The sequence below is a fragment of the Pseudomonas sp. C7.1 genome (assembly GCF_056312395.1).
This window is the reverse complement of record NZ_JBWDTL010000002.1, coordinates 211,864-237,655: the sequence shown is the minus strand read 5'-3', so window position 1 is coordinate 237,655 and position 25,792 is coordinate 211,864. Positions and strand designations below refer to the sequence as shown.

24 protein-coding genes are annotated in these 25,792 nt (G+C 60.3%); 14 read left to right on the top strand and 10 right to left on the bottom strand.

All coding sequences use genetic code 11. The features are described from left to right. Positions 1-36 precede the first annotated feature (36 nt). On the top strand, positions 37-684 hold the full coding sequence (gene coq7 / locus AC0T4W_RS02250) for a 2-polyprenyl-3-methyl-6-methoxy-1,4-benzoquinone monooxygenase (protein WP_476315607.1): 648 nt from the start codon (positions 37-39) through the stop codon (positions 682-684). Between the two features lie 69 nt (positions 685-753). On the opposite strand, the gene AC0T4W_RS02245 is transcribed toward coq7, so the two are convergent. Next, on the bottom strand, positions 754-1,179 hold the full coding sequence (locus tag AC0T4W_RS02245) for an OsmC family protein (protein WP_476315604.1): 426 nt from the start codon (positions 1,177-1,179) through the stop codon (positions 754-756). Positions 1,180-1,413: 234 nt separating this feature from the next. Here AC0T4W_RS02245 and crp point away from each other — a divergent pair, with 234 nt between their 5' ends. Next, on the top strand, positions 1,414-2,058 hold the full coding sequence (gene crp / locus AC0T4W_RS02240) for a cAMP-activated global transcriptional regulator CRP (protein WP_476315601.1): 645 nt from the start codon (positions 1,414-1,416) through the stop codon (positions 2,056-2,058). Between the two features lie 60 nt (positions 2,059-2,118). Here the strand turns inward: crp and trpC are convergent, their stop codons facing one another. From trpC to rpe, 6 genes are all read right to left on the bottom strand, one after another. Beyond that, the gene (trpC, locus tag AC0T4W_RS02235) at positions 2,119-2,955 is read right to left on the bottom strand and encodes an indole-3-glycerol phosphate synthase TrpC (protein WP_476315598.1); all 837 of its coding nucleotides are present in this window, start codon (positions 2,953-2,955) and stop codon (positions 2,119-2,121) included. Next, the gene (gene trpD, locus AC0T4W_RS02230; protein ID WP_476315595.1) at positions 2,952-4,001 is read right to left on the bottom strand and encodes an anthranilate phosphoribosyltransferase; all 1,050 of its coding nucleotides are present in this window, start codon (positions 3,999-4,001) and stop codon (positions 2,952-2,954) included. The genes trpC and trpD overlap by 4 nt, the downstream gene beginning before the upstream one ends. Further along, the gene (locus AC0T4W_RS02225) at positions 3,998-4,594 is read right to left on the bottom strand and encodes an aminodeoxychorismate/anthranilate synthase component II (protein ID WP_476315592.1); all 597 of its coding nucleotides are present in this window, start codon (positions 4,592-4,594) and stop codon (positions 3,998-4,000) included. The genes trpD and AC0T4W_RS02225 overlap by 4 nt, the downstream gene beginning before the upstream one ends. 11 nt (positions 4,595-4,605) lie before the next feature. Beyond that, a complete protein-coding gene (gene trpE, locus AC0T4W_RS02220) occupies positions 4,606-6,084 on the bottom strand; it encodes an anthranilate synthase component I (protein ID WP_476315589.1) in 1,479 nt (492 codons plus the stop codon). Between the two features lie 230 nt (positions 6,085-6,314). Further along, positions 6,315-6,959, bottom strand: a complete 645-nt coding sequence (locus AC0T4W_RS02215) for a phosphoglycolate phosphatase (protein WP_476316062.1) — start codon at positions 6,957-6,959, stop codon at positions 6,315-6,317. Positions 6,960-7,003: 44 nt separating this feature from the next. Continuing rightward, positions 7,004-7,678, bottom strand: a complete 675-nt coding sequence (gene rpe, locus AC0T4W_RS02210) for a ribulose-phosphate 3-epimerase (protein ID WP_476315586.1) — start codon at positions 7,676-7,678, stop codon at positions 7,004-7,006. Between the two features lie 138 nt (positions 7,679-7,816). Here rpe and AC0T4W_RS02205 point away from each other — a divergent pair, with 138 nt between their 5' ends. Beyond that, positions 7,817-8,845: an alpha/beta hydrolase family protein gene (locus tag AC0T4W_RS02205; protein ID WP_476315583.1), complete on the top strand. Its 1,029-nt coding sequence runs from the start codon at positions 7,817-7,819 to the stop codon at positions 8,843-8,845. Positions 8,846-8,847: 2 nt separating this feature from the next. Here the strand turns inward: AC0T4W_RS02205 and AC0T4W_RS02200 are convergent, their stop codons facing one another. The 3 genes from AC0T4W_RS02200 to AC0T4W_RS02190 are packed head-to-tail and all read right to left on the bottom strand — an operon-like array spanning position 8,848 to position 11,295. Further along, a complete protein-coding gene (locus AC0T4W_RS02200) occupies positions 8,848-9,609 on the bottom strand; it encodes a DnaJ domain-containing protein (protein ID WP_476315580.1) in 762 nt (253 codons plus the stop codon). A 1-nt stretch (position 9,610) separates the two neighbouring features. Further along, positions 9,611-10,282, bottom strand: coding sequence for an N-acetylmuramate alpha-1-phosphate uridylyltransferase MurU (gene murU / locus AC0T4W_RS02195; protein WP_476315577.1), 672 nt, complete (start codon positions 10,280-10,282; stop codon positions 9,611-9,613). Next, positions 10,279-11,295: an aminoglycoside phosphotransferase family protein gene (locus AC0T4W_RS02190; RefSeq protein ID WP_476315574.1), complete on the bottom strand. Its 1,017-nt coding sequence runs from the start codon at positions 11,293-11,295 to the stop codon at positions 10,279-10,281. The genes murU and AC0T4W_RS02190 overlap by 4 nt, the downstream gene beginning before the upstream one ends. 125 nt (positions 11,296-11,420) lie before the next feature. On the opposite strand from AC0T4W_RS02190, the gene AC0T4W_RS02185 reads away from it, so the two are divergent. The 11 genes from AC0T4W_RS02185 to AC0T4W_RS02135 all read left to right on the top strand — a co-directional run bounded on the left by AC0T4W_RS02185 (position 11,421) and on the right by AC0T4W_RS02135 (position 25,731). Continuing rightward, positions 11,421-14,213, top strand: coding sequence for an LPS-assembly protein LptD (locus AC0T4W_RS02185; protein ID WP_476315571.1), 2,793 nt, complete (start codon positions 11,421-11,423; stop codon positions 14,211-14,213). After that, positions 14,194-15,486: a peptidylprolyl isomerase gene (locus tag AC0T4W_RS02180; protein WP_476315568.1), complete on the top strand. Its 1,293-nt coding sequence runs from the start codon at positions 14,194-14,196 to the stop codon at positions 15,484-15,486. Before AC0T4W_RS02185 ends, AC0T4W_RS02180 begins: the two co-directional genes overlap by 20 nt. A 138-nt stretch (positions 15,487-15,624) precedes the next feature. Further along, complete coding sequence (gene pdxA, locus AC0T4W_RS02175; protein ID WP_476315565.1) at positions 15,625-16,626, top strand: 4-hydroxythreonine-4-phosphate dehydrogenase PdxA; 1,002 nt, start codon at positions 15,625-15,627, stop codon at positions 16,624-16,626. Between the two features lie 108 nt (positions 16,627-16,734). Next, on the top strand, positions 16,735-17,538 hold the full coding sequence (rsmA, locus tag AC0T4W_RS02170; RefSeq protein ID WP_476315562.1) for a 16S rRNA (adenine(1518)-N(6)/adenine(1519)-N(6))-dimethyltransferase RsmA: 804 nt from the start codon (positions 16,735-16,737) through the stop codon (positions 17,536-17,538). Between the two features lie 41 nt (positions 17,539-17,579). After that, complete coding sequence (gene apaG, locus AC0T4W_RS02165; RefSeq protein ID WP_476315559.1) at positions 17,580-17,960, top strand: Co2+/Mg2+ efflux protein ApaG; 381 nt, start codon at positions 17,580-17,582, stop codon at positions 17,958-17,960. Further along, positions 17,960-18,781 (top strand): symmetrical bis(5'-nucleosyl)-tetraphosphatase, encoded by an 822-nt coding sequence (locus AC0T4W_RS02160; RefSeq protein ID WP_476315557.1) that lies wholly within the window; start codon positions 17,960-17,962, stop codon positions 18,779-18,781. Before apaG ends, AC0T4W_RS02160 begins: the two co-directional genes overlap by 1 nt. Beyond that, complete coding sequence (gene glpE, locus AC0T4W_RS02155) at positions 18,778-19,107, top strand: thiosulfate sulfurtransferase GlpE (protein WP_476315554.1); 330 nt, start codon at positions 18,778-18,780, stop codon at positions 19,105-19,107. The genes AC0T4W_RS02160 and glpE overlap by 4 nt, the downstream gene beginning before the upstream one ends. 417 nt (positions 19,108-19,524) lie before the next feature. After that, on the top strand, positions 19,525-21,447 hold the full coding sequence (locus AC0T4W_RS02150) for a PrkA family serine protein kinase (RefSeq protein WP_476316059.1): 1,923 nt from the start codon (positions 19,525-19,527) through the stop codon (positions 21,445-21,447). Positions 21,448-21,543: 96 nt separating this feature from the next. Beyond that, complete coding sequence (locus AC0T4W_RS02145; protein WP_476315551.1) at positions 21,544-22,815, top strand: YeaH/YhbH family protein; 1,272 nt, start codon at positions 21,544-21,546, stop codon at positions 22,813-22,815. Beyond that, positions 22,812-24,380: a SpoVR family protein gene (locus AC0T4W_RS02140; protein WP_476315548.1), complete on the top strand. Its 1,569-nt coding sequence runs from the start codon at positions 22,812-22,814 to the stop codon at positions 24,378-24,380. The genes AC0T4W_RS02145 and AC0T4W_RS02140 overlap by 4 nt, the downstream gene beginning before the upstream one ends. Before the next feature lie 118 nt (positions 24,381-24,498). Further along, positions 24,499-25,731, top strand: a complete 1,233-nt coding sequence (locus AC0T4W_RS02135) for a multifunctional CCA addition/repair protein (RefSeq protein ID WP_476315545.1) — start codon at positions 24,499-24,501, stop codon at positions 25,729-25,731. Positions 25,732-25,792: the final 61 nt, after the last annotated feature.

Below are 25,792 nucleotides of genomic sequence, written 5' to 3'. Positions count from 1 at the left end.
GTAAACTAATTGCCATACTCATCGCCGGAGGTCCCTATGGCCAGCGAACGTCACTTCTCACCTGTTGATCGCCTGCTGCTGCAAGCCGATGCCGCGCTGCGCACCCTGCTGCCCTTCAGCGGCCAACCAAGCCGGCCATCACCGGCTATCGTGCAGCCGGAAGCCGAGCTGGACGAACAGCAGGCCCAGCATGTTGCCGGCCTGATGCGTATCAACCACACCGGCGAGGTCTGCGCCCAGGCGCTGTACCAGGGCCAGGCCCTGACCGCCAAGCTGCCACAGGTGCGCAAGGCCATGGAGCATGCTGCCGACGAGGAAATCGACCATCTAGCCTGGTGTGAGCAGCGTATCCGCCAACTGGGCAGCCAGCCGAGCATCCTCAATCCGCTGTTCTACGGCTTGTCCTTCGGTGTCGGCGCAGCCGCCGGGCTGATCAGCGACAAGGTCAGCCTGGGCTTTGTTGCCGCCACCGAAGATCAGGTGGTCAAACACCTCGATGAACACCTGCAGCAGATTCCACTGGAAGACCATAAATCCCGCGCGATTCTCGAACAGATGCGCGTCGATGAAGAACAGCATGCCTGCAACGCCCTGGATGCCGGTGGCCTGCGCTTCCCGGCACCGGTGAAATTCGGCATGAGCTTGCTGGCCAAGGTAATGACCAGCAGCACCTACCGCGTTTAAAGCTGAATCAGCGGCACAGAAAAGGGCACCGCAGTGCCCTTCTTCCTATCACGGGATACCTACAGTGGTTTACTCACCCAGCTCGATAATCTCGTAGCTGTGGGTGATCTCAACGCCACCACGACCGAGCATGATCGAGGCTGAGCAGTACTTCTCAGCCGAGAGCTCAACCGCACGTTTAACCTGAGCCTCCTTCAAACCACGACCCTTGACCACAAAATGCAGGTGGATCTTGGTGAACACTTTGGGTTCTTCCGTGGCGCGCTCGGCTTCCAGAAAGGCTTCACAGCTCTCCACCGCCTGGCGGGATTTTTTCAGGATGCTGACCACATCGAAGTTGCTGCAACCGCCCAAGCCGATCAGCACCATCTCCATCGGGCGCACACCCAGGTTGCGTCCACCGCTCTCCGGCGGGCCGTCCATTACCACGGCATGGCCGCTGCCTGACTCACCGATAAACAGGGCTTCGCCGGCCCACTGAATACGCGCTTTCATTACTCAGGCTCCGCTGTTAAAAAGGAAGGCAGCTTAGCACAGCACCGGTTACAACCTGTTTGGGTGCCAAGAGAGCCAAAAGCTCGTCGCTGAGTGTTAGCCAGGTCGCAAAACAGCACCTAGTCTTAGACTGGTGGTTAAGCTGATAGCTAATTACTGGCACACTTGTACGGATAACTATTATTAGAACTTCAGCCGCACAACGGCTCACCTTTATAAATTCGGGATTCGGGCATGGTAGCTATTACCCTCACACCTAAAATAAAAAATCTCGACAAGCTTCTCGCGCATTGCCACCGCCGTCGCTACACCGCAAAAAGCACCATCATCTATGCGGGCGATCGCTGCGAAACGCTGTTCCTCATCGTCAAAGGGTCAGTCACTATCCTGATCGAAGACGATGATGGTCGTGAAATGATCATCGCTTACCTCAACTCCGGCGATTTTTTCGGGGAAATGGGCCTGTTCGAAAAGGACGGCACCGAGAAAGAACGTAGCGCTTGGGTGCGCGCCAAGACCGAGTGCGAAGTGGCCGAACTGAGCTACGCCAAGTTCCGCGAACTCACGCAGCAGGACCCGGACATTCTCTACGCCCTAGGCAGCCAGATGGCCGAACGCCTGCGCAATACCACGCGCAAGGTTGGCGACCTGGCTTTCCTCGATGTCACCGGCCGCGTCGCCCGCACCCTGCTCGACCTGTGCAAGCAACCCGACGCCATGACCCATCCTGACGGCATGCAGATCAAGATCACTCGCCAGGAGATCGGCCGCATCGTCGGCTGCTCCCGCGAGATGGTCGGTCGCGTGCTCAAGGCCCTGGAAGAACAAGGTCTGGTCAACGTCAAAGGCAAGACCATGGTGGTGTTCGGTACGCGCTAAGCCGCATGTAGCAGACGTAAAAAAGCCGACGCATGCGTCGGCTTTTTTGTGCTGGCAGTTTCAATCCACATCTGGCGAGCTAATCACCCGCTTACGCCCCGGAAAGAACAGCCGCTCCAGCTCAGCCCCTGGATTGTCGGCACGCATAAATGCCTCCCCTACCAAGAAGGCATACACCTCACTGATTTCCATCAGCTCAACATCGGCGCGATTAAGGATGCCACTCTCGGTCACTACCAGGCGATCACGGGGAATGCGCGGCAGCAGGTCGAGGGTGGTTTCCAGATTCAGCTCGAAGGTGTGCAGGTTGCGGTTGTTGATGCCTAGCAGTGGTGTATCCAGGGTTTTCAGTGCACGCTCCAGCTCGCCTTCGTCGTGTACTTCCACCAGCACATCGAGATCGAACGCCTTGGCGGTCGCCGCCAGCTCAGCCATCTGCGCATCTTCCAGCGCCGAAACGATCAGCAGCACACAATCGGCACCCAGGGCACGGGCTTCAATGATCTGATAGGGATCGATCATAAAGTCCTTGCGGATCACCGGTAGCGAGCAGGCCGCACGGGCTTCTTGTAGATAGTGATCAGCACCCTGGAAGAAGTCGACATCCGTCAGTATCGACAGACAGGTGGCTCCGCCATTCTGGTAGCTCTGGGCAATGTCCGCCGGCACGAAGTTCTCGCGTAGCACGCCCTTGCTCGGCGAAGCCTTCTTGATCTCGGCAATCACCGCCGGCTGCTTACGCTTAGCCTGGGTGATCAGGGCCTGAGCGAAGCCGCGCACCGGATCGGCATTGCGGGCTTGCTGCTCAACCTCGGCCAGGCTGTGGATGGCGCGACGCGCTGCCACTTCCTCAGCCTTGCGCGCGAGGATTTTCTCCAGAACGGTTGGAATACTCACCCGGCATTCTCCTCTTTGAATACGGCGGTAAAGGACACCAACTCCTGCAACTTCTCCCAAGCAAGGCCGGTGTGCAAGGCATCGTGGGCCAGCTGCACGCCCTCTTTAAGACTAGCAGCCAGGTCCGCCGCATAAAGCGCCGCGCCGGCATTCAGCACAATCATATCTGCGGCCTTCTGCCCGGCTTCGGTCTTACGCTTGGTCAGGGCATCACGGATCAGCGCCAGCGAGGCTTCGGAGCTATCTACCGCCAAGCCAACCAGCGTCTGACTCTTCAGCCCGAGGTCTTCCGGTAGCACGTCATACTCGGTTATCTGCCCATCCTTCAGCTCTGCCACATGGGTCGCAGCCGCCAGGCTGAACTCATCCAGACCATCGCGTGAATGCACCACCAGAATGTGCCGGCTGCCCAGGCGCTTGAGCACCTCGGCCAGGGGCCGGCACAGCGCTTGGCTGAACACACCCACCACCTGATGCTTGACCCCAGCCGGATTGGTCAACGGGCCGAGCATATTGAAGATGGTGCGCAGGCCAAGCTCACGGCGTGGTACGGCGGCGTACTTCATCGCCGAATGATGCACCTGAGCGAACATAAAGCCGACGCCAACACTGTCGATGCAGCGCGCCACCTGCTCCGGCTGCAAATTCAGGTAAACCCCAGCAGTTTCCAACAGATCCGCACTGCCGCTTTTGCCGGATACCGCGCGGTTACCGTGCTTGGCCACCTTGCCACCGGCGGCCGCAACGACAAAGCTCGCCGCCGTCGACACGTTAAAGATATTCGCGCCATCGCCACCGGTGCCGACCACATCCACCACATGATCGAGGGTCTGCAGGTGCACATGGCTGGCCAGCTCACGCATCACCGAGACCGCACCGACGATTTCATCGATGGTCTCGCTTTTCATGCGCATGCCCATCAGGAAGGCGCCGATCTGCGCGTCCGTGCACTGCCCGGTCATGATCTCGCGCATCACGTCCTGCATTTCTTCGGTCGACAGATCGAGCTGGCTGACCACCCGATTGAGGGCTTCCTTGATATTCATGGACGCAGGCCTCCTTGTTGCTTGAGGAAGTTGGCAAACAATTCATGGCCCTGCTCGGTGAGGATTGACTCAGGGTGGAACTGTACGCCCTCGATATGCAGGGTCTTGTGGCGCAGGCCCATAATTTCGTCCACTTCGCCGTTTTCCAGTTGGGTCCAGGCAGTGATTTCCAGGCAGTCGGGCAGGGTTTCGCGCTTGACCACCAGGGAATGGTAGCGGGTCACGGTCAGCGGGTTATTCAACCCTGCGAACACACCCAGATCCTGGTGAAATACCGGGCTGGTCTTGCCGTGCATCACCTCACGGGCGCGCACTACATCACCACCAAAAGCCTGGCCGATGCTCTGGTGGCCCAGACACACGCCAAGGATCGGCAGCTTACCGGCGAAATGCATAATCGCCTCGATGGACACCCCCGCCTCGGTCGGCGTGCAGGGGCCAGGCGAGACCACTATGCGCTCGGGCTGCAGCGCTTCGATCTCGGCAATCGACAGTTCGTCGTTGCGGATTACGTGCACGTCAGCGCCCAGTTCGCCTAGGTACTGCACCACGTTGTAGGTAAAGGAGTCGTAGTTATCGATCATTAAAAGCATGGCGCAACCCCTTATTCGGCAGTCTGTTCGGCGAGGGCGACGGCGCGGAACATGGCGCGACGCTTGTTCAGGGTTTCTTCCCATTCCAGGGCCGGCACCGAGTCGGCAACGATGCCGGCACCGGCCTGCACATGCAGTTCGCCATCTTTGATCACCGCAGTGCGGATGGCGATGGCGGTGTCCATATTGCCGTTCCAGGCCAGGTAACCCACCGCACCGCCATAGACGCCGCGCTTGACCGGCTCCAGCTCATCGATAATTTCCATGGCGCGAATCTTCGGTGCGCCAGACAGGGTGCCCGCCGGCAGGATGGCGCGCAGGGCGTCCATCGCCGTCAGGCCTTCCTTCAACTGGCCGGTGACGTTGGAGACGATATGCATGACGTTGGAATAGCGCTCGATCACCATCTTCTCGGTGAGTTTGACGCTACCAGTGCTGGCCACCCGGCCGACGTCGTTGCGGCCCAGGTCGATCAGCATCAGGTGCTCGGCGACTTCCTTGGCGTCCGAGAGCAGATCCTCTTCCAGGGCCAGATCGGCCTCCTCGCTGGCGCCGCGCGGGCGGGTGCCGGCAATCGGCCGCACCGTCACCAGACCATCTTCCAGACGCACCAGCACTTCCGGCGAGCTGCCGACCACATGGAAGTCGCCAAAGTTGAAGAAATACATATAAGGCGTCGGGTTGATACAGCGCAGGGCACGATACAGATCAATCGGCGCGGCCTTGAACGGGATCGACATGCGCTGGGAGATCACCACCTGCATGCAGTCACCGGCGAGGATGTATTCCTTGATCGCCTTGACCGCATTTTCGTAGTCATCCCGCTTAAAGCTGGAGACGAAGTCAGGCTCGGCTCCCGCCGGTGCGGCCAGGTCCACGCCCAGGCGCGGGATAATCGGCTGACGCAGCTTGTGCAGGATCTCCTGCAGGCGCGCCTGGCCCTGCTCCAGCGCATCGGCCTGGGCCGGATCGGCGAGGACGATGGCGTGCATCTTGCCCGCCAGGTTGTCGAACACCACCACGGCATCGGAGACCATCAGCAGGATATCGGGGGTACCCAGCGAGTCGGGATTGACGCCCTTGGCCAGCTTGGGCTCGACATAACGCACGCTGTCATAGCCGAAGTAGCCAACCAGGCCGCCGTTAAAGCGCGGTAGGCCGGCCAGAGTCGGCACCTTGTAGCGCGCCTGGAACTGCTCGACAAAGGCCAGCGGGTCTTCACAGTGGTGACGCTCAACCTCGACGCCATCGACGCTGATCGTTACCTCGTGCCCATAGGCGCGCAGCACGGTACGGGCCGGCAGGCCGATAATGGAGTAACGCCCCCATTTCTCGCCGCCCTGAACGGACTCCAGCAAGTAGGTGTTGGCCTCATCGGCCAGCTTCAGGTAGATGGACAGCGGAGTGTCGAAATCCACCAGGGTTTCACAGGCAACAGGAATGCGGTTATAGCCGGCAGCGGCTAAACGCAGAAATTCTTCGCGGGTCATGAGCAGCCTCGTGGCTTGAGGTAATTCGGTCGTGTGCAAGCGTGCCGCTTAGGCGGCCAAGATCAGGTCAGAGGCGCCAGCGCCAACGGGCCAGGGCCTTGATGATTTTCATGTCGGTGCGTGTCGACCGGCGCGTGCAGATAACCACCACGAAGCTCTCTTAATTCAGGCGGGATGAAGTTCGGCCACACTAGCGCAGGGCCGGGGCCGAATCAACCCGCAAGGCCCCGCTACGCGGTTACCGGCAATAGCTCGCACAGATTATCCAGCACTCGCTCCGGATTCTCCTCGGCAATCGGCCGACCATGGTTGTAGCCGTAGTTCAGGGCTGCGCAGATGATGCCAGCCGCCTTGGCCGCCAGCACATCATTGCGCGAGTCGCCGACAAACAGCGCCCGCGCCGCATCCACCCGCGCCAACTGCAGCACATGCAGCAATGCCGCCGGGTCGGGCTTCTGCTGGGGCAAGGTATCGCCACCGATAATCCAGCGAAAATAGCCCCCCAGGCCCTTCTCATCCAGCAGCGGCGCGACAAAGCGCTCGGGTTTGTTGGTCACAATCGCCAGCTCGACTTGCTGCTCACGCAGCCAATCCAGAGTGGCTTGCACGCCGGGGTAGACTTGGGTCAGCGCGTGGTTTTCGGCGTAGTGCTGCATAAACAGCTCCAGCGCCTGCTCGGTGCGGGCCTCATCTATATGCTCATGCTGCAGGCCACCCGCCAGGGCACGGCGCACCAGTACCCGCGCGCCATTGCCGACCCAATCACGCACCTGCTCTATGCCCGCTGCAGGCAGGCCGAGCAGCAGCAGGGTCTTGTCGATGGCGGCGGCCAGATCTGGCACCGAATCCACCAGCGTGCCGTCCAGGTCGAACATCACCAGTCGCGGCAACTCGCCCTGGAACAACTCACGTAGCAGGCTCACCTGCGGGCCTGAGCCAGCTCGGCGCGCATGGCGTCGATCACGGCCTTGTAGTCCGGCTGATTGAAGATCGCCGAGCCCGCGACAAAGGTGTCGGCGCCAGCGGCAGCGATTTCGCGGATGTTCTGCACGTTCACGCCACCATCGATTTCCAAACGGATTTCACGGCCGGATGCGTCGATCAGCGCACGGGCTTCTTTGAGCTTTTCCAGGGTGTGGGGAATAAACTTCTGCCCGCCAAACCCTGGGTTAACGCTCATCAGCAGGATCATATCGACCTTGTCCATCACGTGCTTCAGCGCTTCCAGCGATGTCGCCGGGTTGAACACCAGGCCGCACTTGGCGCCGCCATCCTTGATCAGCTGCAGGGAGCGGTCGATGTGCAGGGTGGCCTCAGGATGGAAGGTGATGTAACTGGCACCCGCCTCGAGGAAATCACCAATGATGCGATCCACCGGGCTGACCATCAGGTGCACGTCGATGGGCGCGGTGATGCCGTATTTGCGTAGCGCCGTACACACCATCGGGCCAATCGTCAGGTTCGGCACATAGTGGTTGTCCATCACATCGAAATGCACGATGTCAGCGCCGGCAGCGAGCACCTTATCCACTTCCTCACCCAGGCGAGCGAAGTCAGCGGAAAGAATCGACGGAGCAATGGCGAAGGGTTGCATAACGCACCTCTATGGGCTTGGGTCACGGTGGCGCGCATTGTACCAGCCCGGCCCAAGGCCTGGCGCGCGTGACGACACCTGACAAAGTCGTGCGGAAAAGGCTAGGCTGCTGAAACCCGATGCCCGCTGGAGAGCCCCATGTTTTCGCGCCCCGCCGCCCTTGCCCTGAGCCTGCTGCTCGCAACCAGCCCACTGCTGGCGGAAGAAGAAACGCCTGCAGCAGAAGCACCCGCGACCACCGATAGCTCAACCGCACCGGCAGAAGAAGTGCGCGTGCCCTTAGCCGAACGTAGCGAGGTGGAAGCCACGGCGCTGGAACAGCAGCTGGAACAAAAGGAACAGCAGCAACTGCAGGCGGGCGATGAACGTTTTCTTGCGCTCTGGCTGCCGGCCAACGTCGGAGAGCCCAGCGGGGTGGTGATTATCCTGCCGGGCGACGATGAAACGGCCGATTGGCCGCTAAGCGTCGGCCCCTTGCGCAGCAAGCTGCCCAACGCGGGCTGGCACAGCCTCAGCCTGACCCTGCCCGACCCCAACAGCGATGCGCCGCCACTGCGCAGCGCCGAGCCTGTGACTACAGCAACAGATGAAACGGCAACCGACACCACGCAGGCACCCCCTGAGGGTGCCGAGAACACCCCCACGACAGATGAAGCCGCCACACAAACCCGCAATAGCCAGCTCGACAGCGCCGAAACGGCGGCGAGCAAAGTGAAAACCATCGAAGAACAACAGAAAGCCCATGCCGAACGGGTGTTGGCACGCATCGAGTCGACCATTGGCTTTGCCGAGCAGCAGCAAGCCAAGACCATCGTGCTCCTCGGCCATGGCACCGGCGCTTACTGGGCCGCGCGCTACCTGGCCGAACGCAAACCCGCCACGATCCAGAATTTGTTGCTGGTAGCGGCACAATTGCCCGCTGGTTACACACCGCCACTCGATGAGCTAATTCCGCAACTACAGTTGGCCACCGGCGACTTCTACTACAAGGACCTGGTCGCCGATCGGCAGGCCGCGCTCAAACGCTCGCAAGCCAGCAAGCGGCAGAAGCACCCCACCTATATACAGATCGCCATGAAGGCCCTGCCGGGCAACCGCGAAGCCGAACAAGAGCAGCTCTACCGCCGCATTCGTGGCTGGCTGACGCTGAAGTTGCAGGCGAAATAAGCCTAACGAAAGCCGTGGCGCTGGCGAATCAGATCATAAGCCTGGTGCAGTTCACGGGTGCGTTCAGTCGCCTCGCGCATACGCTCCGGCGAGGCACCGCTGCCCGCCAGCTTGTCCGGATGATGGCGACTCAATAAACGCCGATAGGCCTGTTTGATCTGCGCAGGCTCGGCATCGGCATTTACATTCAACAGATTCAGGGCTCGCTGATAGGCGTTGCTGGCCGTCGAAACCAGTGGCCCTTGCTGCGGCGCATAGGTGTCACTCAACTTCGCCTGGGTAGCCGACGAAACCTGCAGCCACTTGCCCCAGAGCATGATCAGCTCACGCTCCGCCTGCCCGACCTGACCATCCACCCAAGCCATCCGCCAGCAGGCGCGCAGTAGCGTTTCACTGCGCTCACGCTGTCGGTGCAACGGCGCACGCAAACTGTCGCGCCCGGTCTTACCCCGAGCAAAAGCCGCTATCGCCTGACGCTGCCCCTCAACATCCAGCCCCAGGCGCTGCATTTCTGCCTGCGCCTGCTGGATATGCGCCGGCAGCACGCGGCCGCCGCTCTTGGCCAAACGGCCTAAGAGCACGAATAGCAGCCACTCATCACGCACCTCGGCGCGGCCACCCAGGCGTTCACGCAAGGCTGCCCAGGACTGCAGGCGCAAGCGCCGATCCAGCACCTGACCCAGCAGCCCGCCGAGCATGGCGCCCGGAATACTGGCCACCGCCAGCCCCGTAACAGCCCCCAGCAGGGTCGCCGGCCAGAGCATCTTAGCCGCGAGCCTCAAGCAAATACTCGACCTGAGCCAGGCGCTCATGGGTGCCGACATCCACCCAGCAACCTTCAAAGCGCTCACCCGTAACCTGCCCAGCCGCCATGGCCGCGCGCAATAACGGCGCAAGTGAGAACACGCCTGGCTGACAACCAGTGAACAGGACAGGCGATAACACCGCCATGCCGCTGTAGGTCAGACTGTCCTGCCCCGCTTGCGCATCCGTGACCTGCCCCTCCCGCAAACAGAAGTCGCCCTTGACGTGATGGCCAGGGTTTTCAATCAGCACCAAATGCGCCAGGCCGGATAACGAACGGCGCAGCTCGGCAAAGGGGTAGTCGGTGAAGATATCGCCATTGATCAACACAAAGGGCTGATCGCCCAGCAAAGGCAGGGCCTGGAAGATCCCGCCGCCGGTTTCCAATGGCTCACCTTCAGCGGAATAGGCAATGCTGACGCCGAAACGCGAGCCATCGCCCAGGTAATCCTCAATCTGCTGGCCTAGCCAGGCATGATTGATCACCAGTTCGGTAAACCCGGCCGCCGCCAACGCGCGCACGTGATATTCAATCAAGGGCACGCCGGCCGCACGCACCAAGGGTTTGGGGGTATGCAGGGTCAGCGGGCGCAGCCGCTCACCTTTGCCGGCGGCCAGAATCATCGCCTTCATACAGGCTCCTGCGGCAGGCTGCCGAGCAATTCAGCCAACTCGGCCAGTTCCGGCCGCCGCGCCAATACCGCTTCTATATAAGAGAAGAACCGTGGCACATCACCCAGGTATTTGGGTTTGCCGTCACGATGGCAAATGCGCGCGAAGATGCCGATCACCTTGAGGTGGCGTTGCACGCCCATCAAGTCGCTGGCACGCAAGAATTCCTCCAATACCGGCTGCACCGGCACACCCGCCTCACGCGCCTGCTGCCAATACTGCTCCAGCCAGCTGCGTACACGCGCCTCAGGCCAACTGAGGAAGGCGTCCTTGAATAGGCAGGTGACGTCATAGGTCACCGGACCATAAACCGCATCCTGAAAATCCAGCACGCCTGGGTTCGGCTCACTGAGCATCAAATTGCGCGGCATATAGTCACGGTGCACCAGCACCTTGGGCTGCGCCAGGGCGCTGTCGATCAACCGCTGACTGGCGCGCTGCCACAGGGCTTGTTGCTGCTCGCTGAACTCGATACCCAAGTGACGCCGCACATACCACTCAGGGAATAGCTGCAGCTCACGACGCAGCAGTGCGTCATCGTAGCTGGGCAATGGCGTGGTCATCGGCAGTTGCTGAAAAGCCAACAGCGCCTGTAGCGCATCGGCAAACAGCGCGTCGGCGTTGTCTTCGCTGATCACATCCAGATAGGTCTGCCGGCCTAAATCGTTGAGCAATAAAAAGCCTCGCTCAAGGTCGGCGGCAAGAATCTGCGGCACATTGAGCCGCGCTTCAGCGAGCAAATGCGCCACTTTGACGAAGGGCGCGCAGTCTTCCTGCGGCGGCGGTGCATCCATCACGATCAGAGTGCGGCCAGCCCCTTGCCAGCGAAAATAACGCCGAAAACTGGCATCACTGCTGGCAGAGGTATGCGTGGCGGCCGGTACAGCGCCCCAACCCTGCTCGGCAAACAGCCCAGGCAGCTGCTGATCCAGCCAGTTTTCGAGAAGTTTTAAGCGTACATCTTCATCAGGCATTACAAGGTCTCCGACGGCGCTAGCCGTTGCGCGGGTCATGCTTTATTATCCAGCATCTTTTCAAGCCCATCGAGAGGCGTGCGGCCTCAGGGCCAATGGCGCGCAGGAAGCCCGGAAAAAATAAGATGGCAGTAAAATACCCCGCGTTTCGTACAAAATTCCCTCTACTGGTCACTGGCAGCCTTCTGGCGCTACAACCTTTAGCCGTTCCTTTTGCTATCGCTGCTGAGCAGTACGATTGCCAGGTTTCCGCCACTGGCGGCTGGGCATGCGCCCCGAAGACCAGCAATGCTGCACTGCCAGCACGGCCAGTACAACGTGATTCGTTCGCCAGCAACAAAGCTGGTGAAAGCGCTACCGAATCACGCCAGGATAAAGCCGCGCAGGCGACCCTGGTGACTGAGAGCCGTGGCAAAGGCCTCGCCTCGCGCAGCGCCGACTACAGCCACCTGGACTGGGTGCCGAGAGAAAATCTCAGCGCCGCCCAGCTTGCTGAGGCTGGCCCCTACTGCGCAGGCGCTTATATAGAGCCGACGCGTCCGGGCATGGACGACAAGACGCCGATGAACGAGGCGCCGATGTTCGTATCGGCCAAAGCCTCGCGCTATGAGCAGGAAGAGCAAGTCGCCACCCTCGCCGGTGATGTAGTCCTGCGCCAAGCTGGCATGCAGGTCGAAGCGGATGAAGCCAACCTACGTCAGGCGGAAAACCGTGGCGAACTGATTGGCAATGTGCGCCTGCGTGATCAGGGCATGCTGGTGGTGGGTGACCGCGCCGAGCTGCAACTGGATAACGGTGAAGCCAAGGTCGAGAACGCCGAATATGTGCTGCACAAGAGCCATATTCGCGGTAATGCGCTCTACGCCAAGCGTGAAGAAAGCGCGATTATCCGCCTAAAAGACGGCACCTATACCAGCTGTGAACCGGGCAGCAACGCCTGGCACCTGAAGGGCAACAACATCACCCTGAACCCGGCCACCGGTTTCGGCACCGCGACCAACGTCACCTTGCGGGTGAAGAATATTCCGGTGTTCTACACACCTTATATCTACTTCCCGATTGATGATCGCCGCCAGTCCGGCTTCCTGCCGCCAAGCATCGGCAGCTCAAGCGATAACGGCCTGACCCTGCAAACGCCTTACTATTTCAACCTGGCGCCGAACTACGATGCCACGTTGTACCCGACCTATATGGCCGATCGCGGCTTGCTGATGGAAGGCGAATTCCGCTACCTGACCAAGAACAGCGAAGGCCAGTTCGGCGCGGCATATCTAGACGACAGCAATGATGACCGCAAGCTGATGTCCGAGTATGAAGATCAGCGCTGGATGTACAGCTGGCAACACAAGACCGGCTTGACCTCGCGCTTATTGGCTGAAGTGGACTACACGGATATCAGCGATCCGTATTATTTTCAGGACCTGAACACCGATCTGGGCGTCGGCTCCACCAGTTATGTCAATCAGCGCGGCACGTTAACCTACCGTGGCGACAGCTATACCGCACGCTTGAATGCACATGCATACGAGCTGGCGAACATCACCGATATCACCCCGTATAACCGCCTGCCACAGATCACCCTCGACGGTAAACTGCCGTTCCAGCCGGGCGGCCTGAACTTCGCCTACGGTACCGAACTAGTGCGCTTCGACCGCGACCTGCGCTCAGGCCTGTTCTCTGACGAAGATGGCAATACAAGCCCCTGGTACGACAACAACCTGCGTGGCATGGCCCGTGCCAATGGCACGCGTATGCATGTCGAGCCCTCGGTCAGCCTGCCGCTTAACTGGAGCTGGGGCTTTATCACGCCCAAGGTCAAGTACCTGCAAACCAACTACGACCTGGACCTGGATCAGCGCGGCCAAGACAGCCTGCTCGCAGAGCAGAGCTACAGCAGTAGCCAAAACCGTGGCGTAGGTATGTTCAGTCTGGACAGCGGTCTGTACTTCGACCGCGATACCCAGTGGTTCGGTAAGAACTACCGCCAGACGCTAGAGCCGCGCCTGTTCTACCTCTATGTACCCGAGGAAGACCAGACCGATATACCCGTGTTCGACACTGGCGAAAGCACCTTCAGCTACTCCTCGCTGTTCCGGGAGAACCGCTTCTCCGGCAAGGATCGTATCGGCGACGAAAACAAACTTTCGCTCGGGGTAACCAACCGCTGGATCGAACCGAATGGCTTTGAGCGTCAGCGCTTTAGCATCGGTCAGGCCTTCTATTTTGAAGACCGTCAGGTCACCATGCCTGACTCCTACAGAGGCCTACCGAATACGACCCGACTCAGGGATCGTAGCGACTACACCTCCAACGTCTCACCTTACGCGCTTGAATACCTCTATCGCTTTAATCGTGACTGGCGCTTCAGCTCGGACTTCAACTGGGACCCGGACACTCACCGCACCCGCTCGGGTAGCGCGATGTTCCACTACCAGCCAGAAGACAACCCGAACAAGGTGGTCAATGCGGGCTACCGCTACCGCAATGACACAATTCGTTACGACCAAGACAGCGGTGACTGGGTTGTGGGTGGTGGCGACTACGGCAAGCCCGGTAGTCAGAACTACATCAAGGACTACTACAAGGTCAGCCAGCATGACTTCTCGGTTATCTGGCCAATCGTGCCGCAGTGGAGTGTGATTTCGCGCTGGCAGTATGACTACGGCCGCGACCGCACTCTGGAAGCCTTTGGTGGCTTCGAGTACGACAGTTGCTGCTGGAAACTGCGCCTGATCAATCGTTACTGGATCGACTACGACGAAGTCAGCCTGAACCCATCGCTGAACGACCAGGCAGATCGCGGCATCTTCCTACAGATCGTACTCAAGGGTCTGGGCGGTGTAGTCGGTAATAAAGTTGAGACTTTCCTCGACCAAGGCATTCAAGGTTATCGTGAACGTGAAGATCAAGCTTTCTGATTGCGTGCGCCCCCTGCTGTTGGGCGCGCTGTTTCTGGGTACTGCGGCGCATGCCGAGGTACAACCACTCAACCGCGTTGTAGCGATTGTCGATAACGATGTGGTGATGCAAAGCCAGCTCGACTCACGCTTGCGTGAAGTGCAGCAAACCATCACCCAGCGCGGTGCAGCCCTGCCGCCTGAGCATGTGCTGAGCCAACAAGTGCTTGAGCGCCTGATCATCGAGAACATCCAGCTGCAGATTGCTGAACGTTCGGGCATTCGGATTACCGACGAAGAGCTGAACCAGGCCATCGGCACCATTGCCCAGCGCAACGGCATGAGCATCGAGCAGTTCCGCGACGCGCTGGCGAAAGACGGCCTGTCGTACACCGATGCGCGTGACCAAGTGCGCCGCGAAATGATCATCAGCCGCGTGCGCCAACGCCGCGTGGCGGAGCGCATTCAAGTCACCGATCAGGAAGTGCAGAACTTCCTGGCCTCGGACATGGGCAAGATGCAGCTGTCGGAAGAATTCCGCCTGGCCAACATCCTGATCCCAGTACCCGAAGGTGCTTCCCCTCAAGACATTCAGGCTGCTGACCGTCAGGCGCGCGATTTGTACCAGCAACTGCAGCAAGGTGCTGACTTCGCCCAGCTGGCTATAGCTCGCTCGGCCAGTGAAACCGCGCTGGAAGGCGGCGAAATGGGCTGGCGTAAAGCCGGACAACTGCCTCCGCCCTTCGACAGCATGCTTAGTGCGATGTCGGTTGGCCAGGTGACTGAACCAATGCGCACGCCCGGCGGCTTTATCATGCTCAAGCTGTTGGAAAAGCGCGGTGGTGACAGCCAGGTGCGTGACGAAGTGAATGTTCGTCACATCCTGATCAAGCCTAGCGAAATCCGCAGCGAAGACGAAACCAAGCGCCTGGTCGAACGCCTGTACCAGCGCATTCTGGCCGGCGAAGATTTCAGTGAGCTGGCGAAGAACTTCTCTGAAGACCCAGGCTCTGCGCTGAACGGCGGCACCCTGAGCTGGATCGACCCGAATGTACTGGTGCCAGAGTTCCGCGAAGTGATGAACAACACGCCAGCTGGCGAGCTGTCCAAACCCTTCAAGAGCCCTTACGGCTGGCATGTGCTGGAAGTCATGGGCCGCCGCGCCACTGACAGCAGCGCGCAGTACCGCGAGCAGCAGGCCATGACCGTGCTGCGTAACCGCAAGTACGATGAAGAACTGCAGTCCTGGCTGCGCCAGATCCGCGACGAAGCCTACGTCGAGAGCAAACTCTGACAGGTAACCCGCGCGACTGATCAAGCCCGGCTTTATGCACATGCAGAGCCGGGCTTTTTTTCGCCTGCAAACCGCTCGCCCCTTTACTAACCGCAGCCACCGCAACAGAGTTGGCGCATCGCTAACGAGAGCCCGCCGATGACCACGCCACGCCTTTTTGCACTCACCCCCGGAGAACCCGCCGGCATAGGCCCCGACCTGTGCCTGCTGCTGGCGCGTGAAGCCCAGCCGCACGCCCTGATTGCCATCGCCAGCCGCGACCTGCTGGCCGAGCGCGCCCGACTGCTGGGGCTAAACATTCAACTAATCAGCGTTACCCCTGACAGCTGGCCAAGCCAGGCAGCAGCGGCAGGCAGCCTGTATGTTTGGGACACGCCACTCGCCGCAGTCGTAACACCCGGCCAACTGAACACGAGCAACGCGCACTATGTGCTAGAAACCCTGACCCGCGCTGGCCAGGGCTGCCTCGACGGCAACTTTGCAGGGATGATTACCGCCCCCGTGCACAAGGGCGTGATCAACGAAGGCGGAATTGCCTTCTCCGGACACACCGAGTTTCTCGCCGAGCTGACGCATACCGAGCAAGTGGTGATGATGCTCGCCACCCACGGCCTGCGCGTCGCACTTGTCACTACGCACTTACCGCTTAAGGATGTAGCCGCCGCCATCACCCCTGAGCGGCTGAGCAGGGTTACACGTATTCTCGACCATGATCTGCGCACAAAATTCGGCATCGCCCAGCCGCGCATCCTGGTCTGTGGCCTCAACCCGCATGCCGGCGAAGGCGGCCACCTGGGCATGGAAGAAATAGAGGTAATCGAGCCAGCACTGCAGCAGTTGCGCCGCGAAGGCATCAACCTGATCGGCCCGCTGCCAGCCGACACCCTGTTCACCCCCAAGCACCTCGACCACTGCGATGCGGTGCTGGCCATGTACCACGACCAGGGCTTGCCGGTGCTCAAGTACAAGGGCTTTGGCGCAGCGGTGAACATCACCCTGGGCCTGCCAATCATCCGCACCTCGGTCGACCACGGCACCGCGCTGGACCTGGCCGGCAGCGGCAAAATCGACAGTGGCAGCCTACAGGTGGCCCTGCAAACCGCCTATGAAATGGCCGCCAGCCAGGTGAAAAGCCGCTGACTGCCACGCCCGGCACGGGGCGCACGCCGCCAATGCTGTTAAACTGCCGGGCTTTCTACCCGCGTTACATTCGCTTCAAGCCGATGCTTTGAAGACTGGAGCTGCTGCATGTCCGACTATCAACACCGCGCGCGCAAGCGCTTCGGCCAGAACTTCCTGCATGACGCCGGGGTGATCCACCGCATTCTGCGCGCCATCCACGCCCGCGAAGGCGAGCACATGCTGGAAATCGGCCCAGGCCAGGGTGCACTCACCGAAGGCCTACTGGACAGCGGCGCGCAGCTCGACGTGATTGAACTCGACCGTGACCTGATACCCATCCTGCAACACCAGTTCGGCGATAACCCGCGCTTTCGCCTGAACCAGGGCGATGCGCTCAAGTTCGATTTCAACCAGCTGCAGGCCGCGCCAAACAACCTGCGCGTGGTCGGCAACCTGCCGTACAACATCTCCACGCCGCTGATCTTCCACCTGCTGAGCAATGCCGCGCTGATTCGCGACATGCACTTTATGCTGCAGAAGGAAGTGGTCGAGCGGCTGGCCGCCGAGCCCGGCGGTGGCGATTGGGGTCGCCTGTCGATCATGGTGCAGTACCACTGCCGCGTGGAGCATCTGTTCAATGTTGGCCCCGGCGCGTTCAACCCGCCGCCCAAAGTCGACTCGGCCATCGTCCGCCTGGTACCGCACGAGGTGCTGCCGCATCCGGCCAAGGACCATCACCTGCTTGAGCGCGTGGTACGTGAAGCCTTCAATCAACGGCGCAAGACACTGCGCAATACCTTGAAGAACTTACTGCCCGCAGCGGCAATCGAAGCCGCCGGCGTCGATGGCAGCCTGCGCCCTGAACAACTGGACCTGGCGGCGTTTGTACGCCTGGCCGACAAACTGGCCGAACAACCCAACGTCGACTGACAGCGACTAGACTGGTTTTCCGCCTACCGAGCTAATTACGCATGAGCGATTCGCGCTACAACATCGACGTCAGCGTCGTCACCCGCTACCTGCCGGAGCAATCGCAGCCGGAGCAAAACCGCTTTGCCTTCGCCTACACCGTCACGGTGAGCAACAAGGGCGAACTGCCGGCCAAACTGCTCTCGCGGCATTGGGTGATCACCGACGGCGATGGCCGCGTGCAGGAAGTGCGCGGTGCCGGCGTGATCGGCCAACAACCGCTGATTGAAGCGGGCGCCAGCCACACCTACAGCAGCGGTACAGTGATGACCACCCGCGTCGGCATCATGCAGGGCAGCTATCAGATGCTTGCCGAAGACGGTAAACGCTTTGACGCCCTGATCGCGCCCTTCCGCCTGGCCGTTCCCGGATCACTGCACTGATGGCGGTGTACGCCGTCGGCGACCTACAAGGTTGCCTGAAGCCTCTGCAATGCCTGCTTGAGCACGTGGCCTTTGACCCTGCGCGGGACAAGCTGTGGCTGGTCGGTGATCTGGTCAATCGCGGCCCCGAGTCCCTGGCCACCTTGCGCTTTCTCTACAACATCCGCGATGCGCTGACCTGCGTGCTGGGCAATCACGACCTGCACCTGCTAGCAGTGGCGCACAATATCGAGCGGTTAAAAAAAGGCGATACCCTGCGCGAGATCATCGACGCGCCGGACGCTGCCGACCTGCTCGACTGGCTGCGCCGGCAAAAACTCCTGCATTACGATGAAGCCCGCACTACCGCCTTGGTGCATGCTGGCATCCCGCCGCAGTGGAGCATGGATAAAGCGCTCAAGCGCGCCGCCGAAGTGGAATCAGCCCTGCGTGACGACGCACGCATGCCGCTGTTTCTCGACGGCATGTATGGCAACGAGCCCGCCAAGTGGGACGGCGACCTGCACGGCGTAGCCCGTTTGCGGGTGATCACCAACTACTTCACCCGCATGCGCTTCTGCAAAGCCGACGGCACCCTCGACCTGAAAAGCAAGGAAGGCGTCGGCAGCGCGCCACCGGGCTATGCGCCCTGGTTCAGCTACAAGCAGCGCAAAACTCGCGGCCAGCGGATCATCTTCGGCCACTGGGCCGCCCTCGAAGGACAATCCACTGAGCCCGACGTGATAGCCCTGGATACCGGCTGCGTGTGGGGCGCGAGCATGACCCTGATGAATATCGATAGCGGCGAGAAATACAGCTGCGACTGTAAGGAGCAAGCATGAGCGAATTCAAACGCATCCCCCCCGAGCAGGCTCAGGCCCTCCGTCAGCAAGGGGCAGTGGTGGTCGATATCCGCGACTCGCAGAGCTTCGCCGCCGGCCATATCAGCGGCTCACAGCACCTCGACAACCACTCGCTGCACGCCTTTATCACTCAGGCCGATCTCGACGCGCCGCTGATTGTCGCCTGCTATCACGGCAACTCTAGCCAGAGTGCGGCGGCTTACCTGGTCGGCCAGGGTTTCAGTGATGTCTACAGCCTCGACGGTGGTTTCGAGCAGTGGCGCGCCACCTTCCCCGACGACACTGCACACGCACCCGAAGAATAAATTTTTCAAGGCCCAGGCCGCACCAGCAGCGGCCTGCCGGCCTCTCCCGACCAACGGCAATATCCTGTTATCGTTGCGCGCCCCTTGACCCCGCTGATTCCGAACTATCCTCTAGCTCAGGCCATCCAAAACAAGGTAGAGCCGGCCAAACGGTATCGGGCCATCGGTAAGAACCTGTTCAAGGTTTCGCGAGCTAGAGTCATGCAAGGCAAGAATAGGCGAGGAAGCGGAGTTTACTGATGTAAATGAGCATTCCGAGCCTGTTCTTAACGCAGCAGGGCCGACGCGCAGCAGACGTTGGACAAGTTCTAAGATTATTTGGTGTTCTGGGGGTTGTATCCCGTCTGCATCCGCACCGGGGCAGCCAAGCACCTGACCGACCCCGCACCGGCTCTGCGCATCGAGCGAGGTGAAGTCATGAGCATTTTCAGCCACTTCCAACAACGTTTCGAAGCGACTCGCCAGGAGGAACTCACCCTCCAGGAGTACCTCGAACTGTGCAAGCAAGATCGCAGCGCCTACGCCTCAGCGGCCGAGCGTTTGTTGCTGGCCATTGGCGAGCCGGAACTGCTCGACACCTCGACCGACCCACGGCTGTCGCGCATTTTCTCCAATAAGGTGATCCGCCGTTACCCGGCCTTTGCCGACTTCCATGGCATGGAAGAGTGCATCGACCAGATCGTCTCCTACTTCCGCCACGCGGCCCAGGGCCTGGAAGAGAAGAAACAAATCCTCTACCTACTCGGCCCGGTGGGCGGCGGTAAATCCTCGCTGGCAGAGAAGCTCAAGCACCTGATCGAGAAAGTACCGTTCTATGCGATCAAGGGCTCGCCGGTATTCGAGTCACCGCTGGGGCTGTTCAGCGATGCCGAGGACGGCGCCATCCTCGAAGAGGATTACGGTATCCCGCGGCGTTACCTGAACAGCATCATGTCGCCCTGGGCCACCAAACGCCTGCAGGAGTTTGGCGGTGATATCAGCCAGTTCCGCGTGGTCAAACTCTACCCCTCGATCCTCAACCAGATCGCCGTGGCCAAAACCGAGCCGGGCGATGAAAACAACCAGGACATCTCCGCTTTGGTCGGCAAGGTGGATATCCGCAAGCTCGAAGAATTCCCACAGAACGACGCCGATGCCTACAGCTACTCGGGCGCACTGTGCCGAGCCAACCAGGGCCTGATGGAATTCGTCGAAATGTTCAAGGCACCGATCAAGGTGCTGCACCCACTGCTCACCGCCACCCAGGAAGGCAACTACAACAGCACCGAAGGGCTCGGCGCGATTCCTTACAGCGGCATCCTGCTGGCCCACTCCAACGAATCGGAATGGCACAGCTTCCGCAACAACAAGAACAATGAGGCCTTCATCGACCGCATCTATATCGTCAAGGTGCCCTACTGCCTGCGCGTAACCGATGAGATCAAGATCTACGACAAGCTGCTGTTCAACAGCTCGCTGGCCAAAGCCCATTGCGCGCCGGACACGCTGAAAATGCTCGCGCAGTTCTCCACCCTCAGCCGCCTGAAAGAGCCGGAAAACTCCAACGTCTACTCGAAGATGCGCGTGTACGACGGCGAAAACCTCAAGGACACCGACCCCAAGGCCAAGTCGATTCAGGAGTACCGCGACACGGCTGGCGTGGATGAAGGCATGAACGGCCTGTCGACTCGTTTCGCCTTCAAGATCCTCTCCAAGGTGTTCAACTTCGACCCCCACGAGATCGCCGCCAACCCAGTGCACCTGCTCTATGTGCTGGAGCAGCAGATCGAGCAGGAGCAGTTCCCCGCCGAGGTGCGTGAGCGCTACCTGCGCTTTATCAAGGAATACCTGGCGCCGCGCTATATCGAGTTTATCGGCAAGGAAATCCAGACCGCCTACCTGGAGTCCTACAGCGAGTATGGGCAAAACATCTTCGACCGCTACGTGCTGTACGCCGATTTCTGGATTCAGGATCAGGAATACCGCGACCCGGAAACCGGCGAAATCCTTAACCGCGTGGCCCTCAACGAAGAGTTGGAAAAGATCGAGAAGCCGGCCGGCATCAGCAACCCGAAGGATTTTCGCAACGAGATCGTCAACTTCGTGCTGCGCGCCCGCGCCAACAACAATGGCAAGAACCCGACCTGGCTCAGCTACGAGAAACTGCGCGTAGTGATCGAGAAGAAAATGTTCTCCAACACCGAAGACCTGCTGCCGGTCATCAGCTTCAATGCCAAAGCGAGCAAGGAGGATCAACAGAAACACAACGACTTCGTCACTCGCATGGTCGAGCGCGGTTACACCGACAAGCAGGTGCGCCTGCTGTCCGAGTGGTATCTGCGGGTTCGTAAATCGCAATAAAGCGGCCTGACGCAACAGGCCACGCAGCAGCGCAGAGCGCGGGAAAGCGCTCTGCCAGCGTTTGCGCCTGATGCCTGCAGTGCACGGAGGGCAGTTATGAGCCATGTGATCGACCGCCGCCTGAACGGCAAGAACAAGAGCACGGTAAACCGTCAGCGCTTCCTGCGGCGTTACCGCGACCACATCAAGAAGGCTGTCGAAGAAGCGGTCAGCCGCCGCTCCATCACCGACATGGAACACGGCGAACAGATCAGCATCCCCGGCCGCGATATTGACGAGCCGGTGCTGCACCACGGTCGCGGTGGCCGCCAGACCACCGTGCACCCCGGTAACCGTGAATTCACCACCGGCGAGAAGATTGCCCGCCCGCAGGGTGGTGGCAGCGGCCAGGGAGCCGGCAAGGCGAGCAACTCCGGCGAAGGCATGGATGAGTTCGTCTTCCAGATCACCCAGGAAGAATTTCTCGACTTTATGTTCGAGGACCTTGAGCTACCCAATCTGATCAAACGCCACCTGACCGGCAGCGACACCTTCAAGAGCGTGCGCGCCGGCATCAGCAATGAGGGCAATCCGTCACGCATCAATATCGTCCGCACCCTGCGCTCGGCCCATGCCCGGCGCATTGCCCTGTCCGGCAGCAGCCGCAACAAACTCAAAAGCACTCAGGCCGAACTGGAACGCCTAAAGCTGGAACAGCCGGACAACCTCGGCGATATCCAGGCGCTTGAAGAAGAAGTCAGCAAGCTGCGTGCGCGGATCAAACGCATCCCCTTCCTCGATACCTTCGACCTCAAGTACAACCTGCTGGTCAAACAGCCCAACCCCAGCTCCAAGGCGGTGATGTTCTGCCTGATGGACGTTTCCGGCTCCATGACCCAGTCGACCAAGGACATCGCCAAGCGCTTCTTTATCCTGCTGTACCTGTTCCTTAAGCGGAACTACGACAAGATCGAGGTGGTATTTATCCGCCACCACACCAGCGCCCGCGAGGTGGACGAAGAGGAGTTCTTTTACTCGCGCGAAACCGGCGGCACCATCGTTTCCAGCGCGCTCAAGCTGATGCAGGAGATCATGACCGAGCGTTACCCGATCAACGAATGGAATATCTACGCCGCCCAGGCGTCGGATGGCGACAACTGGAACGACGACTCACCGATCTGCAGGGATATATTGATCAATCAGATCATGCCGTTCGTGCAGTACTTCACTTACGTCGAGATCACCCCACGCGAGCACCAGGCACTGTGGTTCGAGTACGAGCAGGTCAGCGAAGCCTTCGCCGACACCTTCGCTCAGCAGCAGCTGGTATCGGCTGGCGACATCTACCCGGTATTCCGCGACCTGTTCCAGCGGAGGCTAGCCACATGAGTACAAGCAAAGACAAGCGCCGCCAGCCGATCTCCACCGGCTCGGAATGGACCTTCGAACTGATCCGTCAGTACGACCGCGAAATCGGCCGCCTCGCCGAACGCTATGCCCTGGACACCTACCCCAACCAGATCGAGGTGATCACCGCCGAGCAGATGATGGACGCCTACGCCTCAGTCGGCATGCCGCTGGGCTACCACCACTGGTCCTACGGTAAGCATTTTCTCAGCACCGAGAAAGGCTACAAGCGCGGGCAGATGGGCCTGGCCTACGAAATCGTGATCAACTCCGATCCGTGCATCGCCTACCTGATGGAAGAAAACACCATCTGCATGCAGGCCCTGGTGATCGCCCACGCCTGCTACGGTCACAACAGCTTCTTCAAGGGCAACTACCTGTTCCGCACCTGGACCGACGCCAGCTCGATCATCGATTACCTGGTGTTCGCCAAGCAGTACATCATGCAGTGCGAAGAACGCCACGGCATCGACGCGGTGGAAGACCTGCTCGACTCCTGTCACGCCCTGATGAACTACGGCGTCGACCGCTACAAACGTCCCTACCCGATTTCCGCCGAGGAAGAACGGCGGCGCATGAAGGACCGCGAAGAACACCTGCAAAAGCAGATCAACGACCTCTGGCGCACCATCCCGAAAAACGCCAGCAAGGGCGGCGACAAGGACAATAAGCGCTTCCCCGCCGAGCCGCAGGAAAACATCCTGTATTTCCTGGAGAAACACGCGCCGCTGCTGGAGCCCTGGCAGCGCGAGATCATCCGCATCGTGCGCAAGATCGCCCAGTACTTCTACCCGCAGCGCCAGACCCAGGTGATGAACGAGGGCTGGGCCACCTTCTGGCACTACACCCTGATGAACGATCTGTACGACGAAGGCCTGGTCACCGAAGGCTTTATGATGGAGTTCCTGCAGTCGCACACCAGCGTGGTCTACCAGCCGCCGTTCGACAGCCCCTACTACAGCGGCATCAACCCCTATGCCCTGGGTTTTGCCATGTACCGCGACATCCGCCGTATTTGCGAAGCGCCCACCGAAGAAGATCGCCGCTGGTTCCCGGAGATTGCCGGCAGCGACTGGCTGAGCACCCTGAAATTCGCCATGACCAGCTTCAAGGATGAGAGCTTTATCCTGCAATACCTATCGCCCAAGGTCATCCGCGACCTCAAGCTGTTCAGCATTCTCGATGACGATCAGAAAGACGAGCTGTATGTACCGGCGATCCACGACGAACCCGGCTACCAGCAGATTCGTGAAACCCTGGCCGCGCAATACAACCTGGGCAACCGCGAGCCCAACGTACAGATCTGGAGTATCGACCGTCGCGGCGACCGCTCCCTGACCCTGCGCCACCAGCAGCATGACCGCAAACCACTGGGTAACTCGACCGAGGAAGTGCTGAAACACCTGCACCGCCTGTGGGGCTTCAATATCCACCTGGAGATGTACCAGGGCGACCAACTGATCGGCACCCAGCATGTGCCGCCCAAGCATGAAGCCGAACATGACAGCGACTACCCGCGCCTCGACCTGATGATCCCGCCCATTTGATCGATGCGTTCCCCTCACCCAGCAGACCAGCCTGTAGCTCGGATTGCATCCGGGCTACAGCGCTTACCAGACAGCCACGCCATCCAGCCGTTATGCTTTATGCAACGGAGGATTTGGCATGCAAATTTACAAAGTGGGCGGCGCAGTACGTGATCACCTCTTGGGCCGCGAGGTCAGCGAGATCGACTGGGTGGTGGTCGGCGCCAGCGCCGAGCAGATGCTCGAACTAGGTTATCGCCCGGTGGGGGCGGACTTCCCGGTGTTTCTGCACCCGCAGACCGGTGAGGAATACGCCCTGGCCCGCACCGAGCGCAAAAGCGGGCGCGGCTACGGCGGGTTTACCTTCTTTGCCAGCCCGGACGTCACCCTAGAAGAAGACCTGATCCGCCGCGACCTGACCGTCAACGCCATGGCCGAGGACGATCACGGCAAACTGATCGACCCCTATGGCGGCCAACGCGACCTCGACGCCAAGCTGCTACGCCACGTGTCACCCGCCTTCGCCGAAGACCCGCTACGCGTATTGCGCGTCGCCCGTTTCGCCGCCCGCTATGCACCTCTGGGTTTCAGTGTTGCGGCAGAAACCCTGGAGCTGATGCGTGAACTGAGCGAATCCGGCGAGCTAAGCGCACTGACGCCCGAACGCAGCTGGAAGGAAATCTCCCGCGCCCTGATGGAGCCGCGCCCGGATGTATTTATCCAGGTGCTGCGCGACTGCGGCGCACTGCGCGTGTTGCTGCCGGAGGTCGACGCACTGTTCGGCGTGCCGCAGCCCGCCGCCCACCACCCGGAAATCGACACCGGCGAGCATGTGCTCAGCGTGCTGCGCCAATGCGCCGAGCACCAACAACCGCTGACCGTGCGCTGGGCCTGCCTGCTGCACGATGTCGGTAAAGGCCTGACGCCCGAGGCCGAGTGGCCCCGGCATATAGCCCACGAACACACCGGGCTAAAGCTGATCCGTGCGATCAACCAGCGCTGCAAGGTACCCAAGGACTGCCAGGAATTGGCCCTACAGGTCGGCGAATTTCACACCCACGGTCATCGCGCCCTGGAGCTGAAAGCCTCAACCCTGCTCAAGCTGCTGCAAGGCTTCGACGTGTTCCGCCGCCCACAGCGCTTTGAAGAATTTATCGCCGCCTGTGAAATGGACGCCCGTGGCCGCCTCGGCCTGGAACAGCGCGCCTACCCGCAGGCCGACTACCTGCGCGCCGCCATGCACGCAGCTCGCGCAGTGGTCGTGCAACCGCTGCTCGCACGCGGCCTGCAAGGGGCCGAGCTAGGCACAGCTTTGCAGGAGGAACGCTTGCAAGCGTTGCAGCAATTTCGCCAGAGACATCCTGGAACGTAGCGCTTCACGCAGCACACTGATAGGCTGCAGGCCTTGCAGCACTAGGCCTCCAGCCATAAAC

Coding starts and splice junctions, on each gene's coding strand:
- coq7 (WP_476315607.1), top strand. CDS start 37: ATGGCCAGCGAACGTCACTTCTCACCTGTTGATCGCCTGCTGCTGCAA.
- AC0T4W_RS02245 (WP_476315604.1), bottom strand. CDS start 1,179: ATGAAAGCGCGTATTCAGTGGGCCGGCGAAGCCCTGTTTATCGGTGAG.
- crp (WP_476315601.1), top strand. CDS start 1,414: ATGGTAGCTATTACCCTCACACCTAAAATAAAAAATCTCGACAAGCTT.
- trpD (WP_476315595.1), bottom strand. CDS start 4,001: ATGAATATCAAGGAAGCCCTCAATCGGGTGGTCAGCCAGCTCGATCTG.
- AC0T4W_RS02225 (WP_476315592.1), bottom strand. CDS start 4,594: ATGCTTTTAATGATCGATAACTACGACTCCTTTACCTACAACGTGGTG.
- trpE (WP_476315589.1), bottom strand. CDS start 6,084: ATGACCCGCGAAGAATTTCTGCGTTTAGCCGCTGCCGGCTATAACCGC.
- AC0T4W_RS02215 (WP_476316062.1), bottom strand. CDS start 6,959: ATGTTCGACCTGGACGGCACGCTGGTGGATTCGGTGCCAGATCTGGCC.
- rpe (WP_476315586.1), bottom strand. CDS start 7,678: ATGCAACCCTTCGCCATTGCTCCGTCGATTCTTTCCGCTGACTTCGCT.
- AC0T4W_RS02205 (WP_476315583.1), top strand. CDS start 7,817: ATGTTTTCGCGCCCCGCCGCCCTTGCCCTGAGCCTGCTGCTCGCAACC.
- AC0T4W_RS02200 (WP_476315580.1), bottom strand. CDS start 9,609: ATGCTCTGGCCGGCGACCCTGCTGGGGGCTGTTACGGGGCTGGCGGTG.
- murU (WP_476315577.1), bottom strand. CDS start 10,282: ATGAAGGCGATGATTCTGGCCGCCGGCAAAGGTGAGCGGCTGCGCCCG.
- AC0T4W_RS02190 (WP_476315574.1), bottom strand. CDS start 11,295: ATGCCTGATGAAGATGTACGCTTAAAACTTCTCGAAAACTGGCTGGAT.
- AC0T4W_RS02185 (WP_476315571.1), top strand. CDS start 11,421: ATGGCAGTAAAATACCCCGCGTTTCGTACAAAATTCCCTCTACTGGTC.
- pdxA (WP_476315565.1), top strand. CDS start 15,625: ATGACCACGCCACGCCTTTTTGCACTCACCCCCGGAGAACCCGCCGGC.
- rsmA (WP_476315562.1), top strand. CDS start 16,735: ATGTCCGACTATCAACACCGCGCGCGCAAGCGCTTCGGCCAGAACTTC.
- apaG (WP_476315559.1), top strand. CDS start 17,580: ATGAGCGATTCGCGCTACAACATCGACGTCAGCGTCGTCACCCGCTAC.
- AC0T4W_RS02160 (WP_476315557.1), top strand. CDS start 17,960: ATGGCGGTGTACGCCGTCGGCGACCTACAAGGTTGCCTGAAGCCTCTG.
- glpE (WP_476315554.1), top strand. CDS start 18,778: ATGAGCGAATTCAAACGCATCCCCCCCGAGCAGGCTCAGGCCCTCCGT.
- AC0T4W_RS02150 (WP_476316059.1), top strand. CDS start 19,525: ATGAGCATTTTCAGCCACTTCCAACAACGTTTCGAAGCGACTCGCCAG.
- AC0T4W_RS02145 (WP_476315551.1), top strand. CDS start 21,544: ATGAGCCATGTGATCGACCGCCGCCTGAACGGCAAGAACAAGAGCACG.
- AC0T4W_RS02140 (WP_476315548.1), top strand. CDS start 22,812: ATGAGTACAAGCAAAGACAAGCGCCGCCAGCCGATCTCCACCGGCTCG.
- AC0T4W_RS02135 (WP_476315545.1), top strand. CDS start 24,499: ATGCAAATTTACAAAGTGGGCGGCGCAGTACGTGATCACCTCTTGGGC.